Origin of the sequence: Pseudomonas sp. OA65 (assembly GCF_017498305.1) — a bacterium.
GTDB classification, from domain to species: Bacteria; Pseudomonadota; Gammaproteobacteria; order Pseudomonadales; family Pseudomonadaceae; genus Aquipseudomonas; species Aquipseudomonas zanjanensis.
This window is the reverse complement of the sequence record NZ_JAGDEZ010000057.1, coordinates 19247-30420: the sequence shown is the minus strand read 5'-3', so window position 1 is coordinate 30420 and position 11174 is coordinate 19247. Positions and strand designations below refer to the sequence as shown.

The 11174-nt window shown below is 63.4% G+C and carries 8 protein-coding genes; 5 read left to right on the top strand and 3 right to left on the bottom strand.

What is annotated here, in order from left to right; genetic code table 11:
* Positions 1–111 precede the first annotated feature (111 nt).
* Together tssC and tssB are read right to left on the bottom strand one after the other, a co-directional pair.
* Positions 112–1593: a type VI secretion system contractile sheath large subunit gene (gene tssC, locus J3361_RS27315; RefSeq protein ID WP_186704840.1), complete on the bottom strand. Its 1482-nt coding sequence runs from the start codon at positions 1591–1593 to the stop codon at positions 112–114.
* Positions 1594–1623: 30 nt separating this feature from the next.
* A complete protein-coding gene (tssB, locus tag J3361_RS27310; RefSeq protein WP_207967163.1) occupies positions 1624–2184 on the bottom strand; it encodes a type VI secretion system contractile sheath small subunit in 561 nt (186 codons plus the stop codon).
* 224 nt (positions 2185–2408) lie between these two features.
* Here tssB and J3361_RS27305 point away from each other — a divergent pair, with 224 nt between their 5' ends.
* From J3361_RS27305 to tssA, 5 genes are read left to right on the top strand one after another with little or no spacing between them, the layout of a single operon-like run.
* A complete protein-coding gene (locus tag J3361_RS27305) occupies positions 2409–2873 on the top strand; it encodes a type VI secretion protein (protein ID WP_207967162.1) in 465 nt (154 codons plus the stop codon).
* 52 nt (positions 2874–2925) lie between these two features.
* A complete protein-coding gene (tssK, locus tag J3361_RS27300) occupies positions 2926–4257 on the top strand; it encodes a type VI secretion system baseplate subunit TssK (RefSeq protein WP_207967161.1) in 1332 nt (443 codons plus the stop codon).
* An 18-nt stretch (positions 4258–4275) separates the two neighbouring features.
* Positions 4276–5037: a DotU/TssL family secretion system protein gene (locus tag J3361_RS27295; protein ID WP_207967160.1), complete on the top strand. Its 762-nt coding sequence runs from the start codon at positions 4276–4278 to the stop codon at positions 5035–5037.
* Entirely contained in the window at positions 5034–8858 is a 3825-nt protein-coding gene (locus J3361_RS27290) for a type VI secretion protein IcmF/TssM N-terminal domain-containing protein (RefSeq protein ID WP_207967159.1), read from the top strand. The genes J3361_RS27295 and J3361_RS27290 overlap by 4 nt, the downstream gene beginning before the upstream one ends.
* Positions 8855–9937 carry a type VI secretion system protein TssA gene (tssA, locus tag J3361_RS27285; RefSeq protein WP_207967158.1) on the top strand — a complete coding sequence of 361 codons (1083 nt, stop codon included), beginning with the start codon at positions 8855–8857 and terminating at the stop codon, positions 9935–9937. The genes J3361_RS27290 and tssA overlap by 4 nt, the downstream gene beginning before the upstream one ends.
* On the opposite strand, the gene J3361_RS27280 is transcribed toward tssA, so the two are convergent.
* A complete protein-coding gene (locus J3361_RS27280; protein WP_207967157.1) occupies positions 9934–10887 on the bottom strand; it encodes a 2-hydroxyacid dehydrogenase in 954 nt (317 codons plus the stop codon). The two genes, tssA and J3361_RS27280, sit on opposite strands and share 4 nt — an antisense overlap.
* Positions 10888–11174: the final 287 nt, after the last annotated feature.

The window sequence follows — 11174 nt, the reverse complement described above, 5'->3', positions numbered from 1 at the left end:
GAGCTTGCTCCCGCTGGACTGCGCAGCAGTCCCAAAGAACAGGGCCGCTTCGCGCCCCAGCGGGAGCAAGCTCCCTCGCCACAACACGCTCCTCGCCACAGGTTTCAGCCGTCAGGCAGCTACCGGTGGCGGCAACGTCGCCACCAGGCGGATCGAGGCCGTCAGTTCCTCCAACTGGAAGTGCGGCCGCAGGAACACCGTGGCCTTGTAGGCGCCAGGCTTGCCGGCCACCTCAGTCACGTCCACCCGGGCTTCGCGCAACGGATACTGCGCCTTGATCTCTTGCGGCGCGTTGTCGTTGATCAGCACATAGTCGGCGATCCAGTTGTTGAGGTAGGTCTGCACGTTATCGCGGGTCATGAAGCTGCCGACCTTGTCGCGCATGATCACCTTCAGGTAATGGGCGAAACGCGAAGCCGCGAGCACATACGGCAACATCGCCGAGATCCGCGCGTTGGCGTTGGCCTCGTTGGTGTTGTAGACCTTGGCCTTGTTGGTGGTCTGGCCGCCAAAGAACACCGCCACGTCGCTGTTTTTCTTGTGGCACAGGGAGATGAAGCCCAGGTCGTTGAGTTCTTTTTCACGGCGGTCGGTGATCGCCACTTCGGTCGGACATTTGAGCGACAGGTCGCCGGAACTGGTGCGGAAGGTATGGGCCGGCAAGCCTTCGACTGCGCCTCCGCCTTCGGCCCCGCGAATCGCCGCGCACCAGCCATATTTGGCGAAGGCTTCGGTGATACGTTGCGCCAGCGTCCAGGCGGCGTTGCCCCACAGGTATTTGCTGTGGTCGGTGCCGTTGACGTCTTCGACGTAGTTGATGCCTTCCACCGGCAACGTGTCCGGGCCGTAGGGCAGGCGCAGCAGGAAGTGCGGCAGCACCAGTGACACGTAGCGCGAGTCTTCGCTTTCGCGGAAGGCGCGCCACTTGATCAGCTCCTGGCTCTCGAAAATCTTTGACAGGTCCCGTGGGATCGCCAGTTCGGTGAAGCTGGTCATGTCGAACAACCGCGGACTGGCGGCGGCAATGAACGGGGCGTGCGCGGCGGCGGCGACGTTCGAGAGTTTTTCCAGCAGGCCGATGTCCTGCGGGTGCCGGCCAAAGGTGTAGTCACCCACCAGCAGGCTGAACGGGTGGCCGCCGAAGGTGCCGTATTCTTCTTCGTAGATTTTCTTGAACAGCGCGCTCTGGTCGAATTCGACGGCTTTCTCCAGGTCGTTCTGCAGTTCTTTCTGGGTGACGTTGAGCAGGCGCAATTTCAGCCGCGTGCTGGTTTCGGTGTTTTGCACCAGCAGGTGCAGGCCGCGCCAAGAGGCTTCGAGTTTTTGCAGCTCGGGATGGTGCAACACTTCGTTGAGCTGGGCGCTGATCAACTGATCGATCTGGCTGATGCGGTCGTTGATCATCGCCACCGTGTCCTTGTCGATGGCCATGCCTTCGTCGAGGACCTGGGTGGCGAATTCGGCCAGCATGTCGCGGGCGTAGTCTTGCTGGCTGTCGTCGTGGGCCATGCGGCCTTCGGCGATGATCTTGTCCAGCAAGGACAGGGTCTGGGTCGTGCTCTCGCTGGTTTGAGCGCTGGATGAAGCAGGCATGGCTTTATCTCCCTTGAATGAGGCGCGCGATCAGGCCTGTGGCTCGGCCGGAGCAGGGTCATCGTTGGCGGCGACGGTCGGCAGCTCTGGCGTCGTGTCCTGGGGCCGGGCCGATTTGATCTCCTGCAGGCCTTCGGTGTTGGCGATCACGTCACGCAGCAATTTGTCCAGGTCGTCGTTGCCATCGAGCTTGGTCAGTAGGTCCCGCAGGCGCTGGCGCGCTTCGAACAACCGACGCAACGGCGTGACTTGCTCCACGACCTTGACCGGGTCGAAGTCGTCGATGTGGCGGAAGTTGAGCTCGATGTTGAGCTTGCTGTCGTCGCCGCTGAGGGTGTTGTTCACCTGGAGCGTGGCGCGGGGGGAGATGGAGGCGAGCACTTCGTTGAAATTGTCCCGATCGATTTCCGTGAAGCGCCGCTCATTGAGCTTGGGCAGCGGGTCCAACGGCTTACCCGAGAGGTCGGCCAGAATGCCGACGACCAGTGGCAATTCTTTTTTCTCGATGGCGTTGCCGATTTCCACGTCGTAGGTGATCTGGACGCGGGGAGGACGGACTCTGTCGAGCTTGTGCTGGGTACTTTCTGCCATGGCGGCCGACTCCGATGCATGTGTGGGAGCAATGCATCGGGAGTCCCGCTCATCGCATTCCCTTGCTGATCCGCAGGTTGCAAATGGGCGGCAGAAAACCTGTCATTCCCTTGACGAACCTGGTCCATTCAACCGTGTGGGTCGAACTATCCAAGACGCTAGAACAGGTCTATAAAAAAGCAAGCAAAAACAATTTTTGACCGCTGAGAAAAGGAAGATTCATTTTGCGTGGTTTTTTTTATGGATTTTTTTTGAGCCTGGCACTTACCGGTTGCTCGCTCTTCGCCCCCAGCGTCGACCTCGACAGCCTGACCCTGGACGTCGCTTCCGGTGCCAACGACGACACGCCGATCGCGGTGGATTTCATTGCGGTGAACGACCCGGACCTGCTCAAGCAGTTGTCGGGCATCACCGCCAGCCAATGGTTCGCCGAGCGCGAACAGTTCCAGCGCGACTATCGTCAACTCATGTCGGTGTGGGGGCTGGAGCTGGTTCCGGGGCAATTCATCGACCGTCAGCCCTTCCCATTGGAGGGCCGGCGCGCCGCTGGACTTTTGGTCTTCGCCAGCTATAACACTCCCGGAGCCCACCGGCTTCGGCTGGACGATCAGCGCAAGGCCTGGCTGAAGTTCGACAGTCGCGAGATGACCCTGGTCAACGATGGCCAGCGCGATGACAGCCAACCTTGAGTGAACCGCGGGCCGCCCTGCGCGGCGACATTGGAATGTCGAAGGGAGTCGTATGAGTCTGTTACCTGACGCGGTGTGCTGGCATGAGGGCATGCAATTGCTGCCCCAGCATTTTCAATTGCAGGGGTTGCGCGCCGAGGCCTTGGCTGCGCATTTCGCCGGGGCCTGCAACCCCTGGTTCTGGGGCGTCAGCCAGTTGGAAGTCGATCCGTCGGCCCTCAGCGCCGGCCAGGTTCGACTGCTGCAACTGCAAGGCACGTTGCCGGACGGTTTGCCGGTCAACCTGCAGGCGGGCGTCGGGCCGACCCTCGAGCTGGACATCAGCGAGGCCATCGATAAAACCGCCGACGCCACCGTGACCGTCTACCTCGCTGTCAGCCCGTTGTGGCGCGCCGGGCAACTGCTGCCGCTCAAGGGGCGCTTGCAATCGGTGGTCGGCGAGGCGCTGCCAGACCTCACCAGCGGTGAGTTTCCCGAGTCGATCACCGTCTGGCGACCCAACCCGAGGCTGTGCACGCAACTGAGCAAGGCCGATTCGATCTGCCTGCCGCTGCTGCGCATCCGCAAGGAGGGCGGCGGCTTCTGGCGCGTGCCCTATACGCCACCGACGCCGGTCCTGTTGCCGGAGTCGGCCCTCGGTCGGCGGGTCGCCGGGGTGTGTGCCCGGGCCCGGGAAAAATGCATGTTCCTCGCCGGACGCTTGCGCCAGGCCCAGGCGGCTGGCAACCAGGACGATGCCATGGAAATCCGCCGGCAACTGACCGCCTTGTGGGCGCGCTTGCCAGAAGTCGAAGGAGCGTTGAACACCCGGGTGGCGACGCCCCAGGCCCTTTATGGTTTGTTGCTGGGGCTGGCCGGGAGCTGGTCGGCCCTCGATCCGCTGGCAGGCGTCCCGGCCTTCGCGCCGCTGGATTTTCTCGAGTTGCAGCGTGGCTACGAACCGCTGCTCGACTGGCTGGAAACCACCCTGGAACTGGTCCGCGCCGGCTATCGCAGCCTGGCCTTCGAGCGCAACGAGCAGGTCTTCTCGATCCAGTTGCCGGACGACCAACCGGATCAACGCCTGGTGATCGGCCTGCGCATGCCCAACGGCGCCAGCGAGCAAGCGGCGGCCGACTGGCTGCGCGGGGCGATCATCGCGTCGGCACGGCACGTCCCGCTGCTGAGCCGGCAACGCATGAGCGGTTTGCCCCACCAGGCCATGAGCCGCAACGAACAGGTGGCCTACAGCGTCGGCGACGACACCCGTCTGTTCGTGGTGGCCGCCAGCGGACAATGGTTCGACGGGCAATTACCGCTGCACATCGTGGCGCCGGCATCGGCCCAGGCCAGCAGCCCGTGGCAGGTGGTGTTGTTCGTGGCGCAAGCCGGGGAAAGTGCTTGATCGCAAAAGGGGAGTCGTATGCCGGACGGAAGTGGCGGGGCGGTTCGGAGTCTGCATGAGGCGCCGCTGAGCAGCGCTTTTCGCCAGGCCTGGCTGAAGTGGTCCCAGGAATGGCAAGACTTGCCCAAGGACAGCGACCCTGCGGTATTGGTCAATCGGGTGGTGGAGTTTTCCGGGCGCAGCGCCCAGCGCCTGTGGCGGGTGGCCTTCGCCACCGTCGGCGACGCGGCCACCGAGCAGGTCAAGGCGTTGGTCTATGCCTTCGTGGCGTTGGTGGACGAAACCCTGCTGTTCAGCCCCTGGCCCGGACAACTGGCCTGGCAGCAGCACCCCCTCGAATCACGTATGTACGCCAGTCGCCAGGCCGGCGAGCGCTTACCGGCGGCGATCAAGAAATTGCTGGATGAGCAGATGCCCGGCACCCGGGACCTGGCGAATGTCTACCTGCAATGCCTGATCCTCGGGTTCCAGGGGCGATTGCGTGGCGAGCCCGGCGAGCTCCAGCAGGCCAAATGGCGCGCGGCGCTGTTCACCTTCGCCTGGCAACACGAGCCCGATTATGTCGATGTCAGCCAGCGCCTGGCGCTGTCTTCGGCGACGCCGCCAGCGCGGATGCCGGTGCAGCAGTCGTTGCCGGACGGCTTGCGGCTGGGGTTGGCGATCCTGGCGATGGTGTTGTTGCTCACCGGCTTGGGGCAGGTGTTCTGGCGTGACATTCGCCTGGAGCTCGAACCGGTGCTGCAACTGGGCGAGTCGGTGGTCCAGGAGCAGGATTCATGAACATGTTCAGTCTCGTTGCCCTGGTGCTGCTCGCCATTGTCGTGCTGCTGTTGATTGCGGCCCTGGTCTGGTGGCTGCGGACCCAGGGCGGCGCGGCGATTCGCAGTTTCTATGGGGCGGTGCGCCGCATGGAACAGGAGCAGGGCACCCGCGACCGCTATCAGGTGCCTTGGCTAATGATGCTCGGCAACGAAACCGACGGCGCCCAGTTGTGCGCCCAGTGGCGCTTGCAACCGACCGACAAGGCCGCCTGGTTCGGGCGCTGGTTTTCCGATGCCGAGGGCTCGGTGCTGGTGGTGCCCCAGGCGCTGTTCCTGCCCGATGAAGGCATGAACCGCCAACGGGGCAATGGGTGGCGCCTGCTCGGGCTGATGTTGCGCTTGCGCAGCAAGCGGCCATTGGATGCGCTGATCTGGACCGTGCCGTTCAGCACCCTCGACGACATCGAACACACCACCGAGCTAAGCCTCAAGGTCCGGCGCTGCTTCATCGACCTGTTACAACGCTTCGGCCTCAGCCTGCCGGTGTATGTGGTGATCACCGGGATGGAAGAACTGCCTGGGTTCCAGGAACTGGTCAGCGCGCTGCCCGCCGAGGCGCGCGAATCAATGCTGGGCTGGTCGTCGCCGTATCTGCCGGACGCGGCGTGGCGGTCGCAGTGGAGTGACCAGGCCCTGGACCAGGTCAACGCCGCGCTGTCGCAGTCGATCATCGAGATCGGTGCGCTGTCGGGCCAGTTGAGTACTGATCTTTATGGCTTGCCGGAGCGTTTCGAAGGCTTGCGAAGGGCGTTGCAGATCCTGCTGGAGCCGGTGTTCCAGGGCAATGCCCAAGGCGAAGCGCCGCGTTTTCGTGGGGTGTATTTCACCGCCAGCCAGGCACCTTCCCTCAGCGGCGACGGGTTCACCGCCTCTGACAACGCCCAGCGGCAAACCGTGTTCGCCCGGCAGTTGTGGTCGCGGCGATTGGTGGCCGAACGGGGCCTGGCCCAGCCGGTGCCACGGCTGTTGCGCTTGCGCCAACGCGGGCATCGCTTGGCCGCGGTGGTGGCAATGGTGGTAGGGCTGGTCTGGCTGGGGAGCATGGTCTGGGTCTGGCACGATTCAGTGGAAGAAGCCGAGGGACTGTCGCGGTTGATCCTCAGCGCCCATAAGAACCACCTCGTGGTTGACCCTGACGAGCCGCAACTGGAGCCGACCCGGCACAACGTGCAGAACTATTGGAACGTGTTGGAAAAAGCCCCGCGCTGGCGCTTCGTGTCGGTGGTCTTTCCCACTTCGTGGTTCTCTTCCGTGGACACGCAACTGGAAAATGGCTTGCGCCTGACCGCTCGGCATCATTGGATATTGCCGCTGCGGGACCTGCTCAATTCAGACCTGGAACAACTCAAGTCCATCCGTAACACCGAGCGGCGGGGCAACGTCGAGAGCGAAGATCCGGCGCAATGGCAGAGCTACGTGAAAGCCAAGGCGCTGGTGGACCTGGCGGTACGCCTGGAACAGCACAACCAAATGTTCAGCCAAGTGATAAACGATCCCAAGGCACCACTGGACGAACTGGTGCAACTGAGCAACACCGCCTTGTCCCTGGGCCTCAACACCGGCACCTTGAGCCGCGCACATTTCTATAACCGGGTGCTGTTCGACGCCCAGAACAGCGACTTGAAAGGGCTGGATCTGAACGCCGCGCGCCCGGTGATCTCCGATAATTTCACCGGCCTGATGCAGCGCTGGCTAGACCATTACTTCCTGGCGGACAATTTCGTGCGCCAGGCCGGTTACCTCAAGCTGCACCTGCAACGGCTGGAGGCCGGCAGCGGCAATTCCTTGAGCGAACTCGAAGACCTGATGGCGCTGATCGACGATTTGCAGACGTTGGTCAGCCTGACCAATTCCGCCTGGGGCCGAGGCAAGGGCCAGGACCTGGTGCCCGGCTACAGCCAGATGCTCGACAAGGTCAGCCACAGCGCCTTGCTGGGTCCGGATATCGAACAGGACCTGGAGAGCCAGGCGGCGAAGTTGCAGCAGAGTTTTCGCGACCAGTGGATTGTCCAGACCGGTTCCCGGGACAACCTGTTGGTGCAACAGGGCAGCGGCCTGCTGGTCTTGCAAGACCATGTCACGGCGCTGGACGGTGCGGTACAGGCGCTGTTCAAGCGCGATTTCGTGGCGTTGGCGATGCAGAAGGATCCGCCGGACAGCAACCCCGATGCGATGGGCCAGGGCGATGGCAGCGATGATTTCAGCGTCGCCCTGAACTACTTCGCCAGCTACAAAAGCTATGCCAGTGAGGAGCTGCCGCGCATTCCGCCGGATTACCGTGATGCGCTGATGCAGACCGCCGAAGGGGCCGCGGCGCGGGCCATGTGGTTGAGCCTGGACGAAAGCGACGCGTCATTGCCCGGCATGGGTTTCAATGTGCAGACGGCCCAGGCCGTGGCACTGCAAAAAGCCTTCATGGATGTGCATCGCGCAGACCTGGCGATCCGTTTCCAGCGTCTGCTCAATCGCCGAGCATTGGCGCAGATCAAGAGTGGCCTGGACGAAATCGATGCCCAGCCGCTGTTCAGCCAGCGGGCCGATATCCAGCGCTGGGGCGGTTCGAAGAACTTCGGCTTGCAGCTGTACGGTGCCAGCGATCCACAAGACTTGAAGTTGAGCCTGAGCCAGCAATTCGGCGTGATGCTGCAGGCCGCCGAGCAGCGAATGCCTGCCCTGGAATGGCTGATCGTCCAGCAGGACAACCTGTCAGCTCTGGAGCATGACCAGGTGGCGCGCTTCATGGCCCTCAACGATGAATTGCTCAAGTACAAGAACCAGAACCCGGCCAGCTCGGCGGCCCAGTTGGAGCAATTGGTGAGCCGCGACTTCATCGCCATGGACACCGCGACCTGCGCGCAGATCCTGCAGACCTCCAGCCTGCCCAGCGGGCGCGGTGACCTGGCCCAGCGCACGATCGCCTTGCAGCAGGGCGCCCTGCAGCGCTGCCTGTACTTGCAGCAGAACCAGGCGGCGACTGCCTGGAATGATCTGGCCAACTATTTCAATCAATACTTGGCCGGGCGTTTTCCGTTTGCCCAGGATGTGCGGGCCAGCGATGCCGACCCGGCGCGGGTCCAACACTTGCTGGAGTTGATCGACACACGCCTGCCTTTGGCCCAGGCCGGGCTCGCGTTGAGCCAGACGCCGGAGCGGCTGGCAGCCGAAGATTTTCTCAACCGGTTGAAACAGGCCGGCACCTGGCTCGGGCCGCTGTTCGTACGGGACAAGAGCGGCATTCTCGGGGTGGAGATGGACGTGCGCTGGCGGACCGATCGTGATGAGGAACGCGGCGCCGACCAGGTAATCGCCTGGGGCCTGAACGCCGGCAACCAGCAGATCCGCTACCCCGGCGGTGGCCAGCAGAACCTGCGGTGGATGGTGGGTCAGCCCGTGAGCCTGACCTTGCGCTGGGCCCGTAACGGTTACCAGCGTCCGGCCAACGATCCCTTGCAACCGAACCTGGTGGTGCGCGACCTGGAAGCGGGCTGGGAGTACCAAGGGCCCTGGTCGTTACTGCGCCTGATGCGCTCGCAGGCGTCGACCCAGCGCCAGCCGAATGTCGACTACACCGATTTTCCGTTGGCCCTGCAATTGCCAGTCACCGCCCAGACCGAGGCTCGCACGGCGGAGCAGACACTGATGTTTGTGCGCCTGTCGTTGATGAGTCAGGGCTCCAAGTTGCCGTTGTCGATCCCGCCGCTGCCGACGCGGGCCCCCCGTTCACCCTTCATGGCGACCTCATCGAGCCCCGCCATCGCCACTCGTGAGGAGGGCCTGTGAGCTTGCCGATATCGCCTTTGCCGGAGCTGGTCACTCAGTTGCTTGAGCCGATCAGCGCCGAATCGCCGTGTGGCCAGGACCTGCGCTACGAACCGGAATACGATCAGTTGCGCGAATTGCGTCGGGAGGACGACACCAGCCTGCCCACCGGTGTGTGGCAGTCTTCCATCAAGCGCGCCCTGTGGCCGGACTTGGAACGGCTCGCGACTACGCTGCTGCTGGAGCGCAGCAAGGACCTGATGATCAGCGCCTGGCTGGGGGAGGCCTGGCTGCATATGGCCGGGCTGGAGGGATTGCCGGGCAGCCTGGCGCTGGTGGCCGGGCTGTGCGAACGCTATCCGGAGCAGTTGCACCCCCAGGCCGATGAAGGCGACCAGTCGTGGCGGGTGATTCCGTTGGAGTGGCTGGCCCGTCGCTACAGCGAAGTGCTGCTGACGCGGGTGCCATTGCTTGATGGCCGAGACCCGGCGTTCGCCAGTTTCTGCCTGGACGACTGGCAACGTTTGCAGCGCCAGCAGGTGTTGGCCAACGACAGCAAGAATGCCAAGGCCTCGGCGGAAGCGGCGCGCAACGATCACAAAAAGCTCAGCGAACTGATTCGCGGCACACCCTTGTCGTTCTGGTTGCATCGCCAGGGCAGCCTGATGTTGAGCCTGCAGCACCTGCAACGGCTCGAAGCCTGGAGCGACGCTTACCTGGGCAGCCTGGCGCCGGGCTACAAATCCTTGCAGGACGTGATGCAGGCGTTGCTGACATTGGTAGAGGAGTTCATCGCGATGCACCCACAGCAACCCACCGTTGTGCCCGCGCAAACGGCCCCAGCGGTTTCGACACCGACCTCCCAGCCACAGCCGGCAACGGTCCAGGTCTTCCAGGAGCCGGCCAATCGTGAAGAGGCCTACCGGCAGTTGCTGGTGATCGCCGGTTACCTGGCCCGTACCGAGCCCCACAGCCCCGTGCCCTACCTGATCCGGCGCGGCGTGGAGTGGGGCAACAAGCCGCTGAGCGAGCTGTTGGGCGAACTGATCAGCGCCGATGCCGAATCCCGGCGGTTGTGGACGTTATTGGGCGTTCTCTAACGCTCCTCGTCGGGCCACGGCACGGGCGTCAGCACCGGTTTTCCGGAGAAAAACGCGGTCAGGTTCTGGCCCACCAGCTCTACCATTGCGCGGGTCGCTTCCGGCGACAGGCCGGCCACGTGGGGTGTAAGGACGACGTTGGGCAGGTTTTTCAGCGCCTGCGGGACCTCGGGCTCGTGATCGAACACATCCAGGGCCGCTCCGGCAATTCGCCGGTGCTCCAGGGCGCTGACCAGATCGGCGGTAGCAACCACGCTGGCCCTGGCGACGTTCACCAGAAACCCTTTCGGGCCGAGCGCATCGAGGGTCTGCTTGTTGATCAACTGCCGGGTATCCAGGCCGCCTGGCGTGGCGACGATCAGGAAGTCCGAAACCCGCGCCAGTTCCATGGGAGTGGCGCAGAAGGTGTAGGGCACGTCATTGCGAACCCGCCGATTGTGATAGCTGATACTCATGTCAAAGCCCAAGGCGGCCCGTTTGGCGATCGCCATGCCCACCGCTCCAAGGCCCAACACGCCCAGCCGCTTACCCGCCAGGGAAGGGCGCGCAGCCCTTGGCCATTCGCCCCGTCGCAGGGCGGCATCGCAATGAGGTATATCGCGCACCAACGCCAGCAACAGCGCCATGGCATGGTCGGCGACCGACGACGCGTTCACCCCGGCGCCGTTGGTCACCACGATGCCCCGTTGGCGCGCGGCCTGCAGGTCCACCTGCTCGTAACCGGCACCGATCACGCAGATGATCCGCAGGTTGGGCAGGGCGGCGATTTCTTGCGCCGACAGACCCAGTGGGCCGCGGGTCAGCACTGCGCTGAAGCGTTCACCGTGTTCGAAAATCGCTGTCTTGCGTTCGGCCGGCGTGGGCGCCAATTCCAAGTGGTAACCCTGCTTTTCGAGAATGGGCAGGTATTCATTGACGGTTTCAACCAGTACCAGAACGGTTGCGGTCATGCTGGGCTCCTGTGGGCGCGGAGGGCGATTTCATGTATTCAACCTGATTGTAGGAGCCGGGGGCAGGGGGGCTTGGCTTTTTATGTGCATTTCGGTTGTAGCAGTGCCTATGTGTGTGGGTTTGCTCGCGAAGGCGGCCTCACAGCCGACCTGTCTTTGGCGGCTGTACTTCAATCCAACTGTGGGATCTGTGGGATCTGTGGGATCTGTGGGATCTGTGGGAGCAAAGCTTGCTCGCGATGCGGCCTGACAGCCGGCCTGTCTCTCCGGCCGTGCCCCAATCCAAC

Coding starts and splice junctions, on each gene's coding strand:
- tssC (WP_186704840.1), bottom strand. CDS start 1,593: ATGCCTGCTTCATCCAGCGCTCAAACCAGCGAGAGCACGACCCAGACC.
- tssB (WP_207967163.1), bottom strand. CDS start 2,184: ATGGCAGAAAGTACCCAGCACAAGCTCGACAGAGTCCGTCCTCCCCGC.
- tssK (WP_207967161.1), top strand. CDS start 2,926: ATGAGTCTGTTACCTGACGCGGTGTGCTGGCATGAGGGCATGCAATTG.
- J3361_RS27295 (WP_207967160.1), top strand. CDS start 4,276: ATGCCGGACGGAAGTGGCGGGGCGGTTCGGAGTCTGCATGAGGCGCCG.
- J3361_RS27290 (WP_207967159.1), top strand. CDS start 5,034: ATGAACATGTTCAGTCTCGTTGCCCTGGTGCTGCTCGCCATTGTCGTG.
- J3361_RS27280 (WP_207967157.1), bottom strand. CDS start 10,887: ATGACCGCAACCGTTCTGGTACTGGTTGAAACCGTCAATGAATACCTG.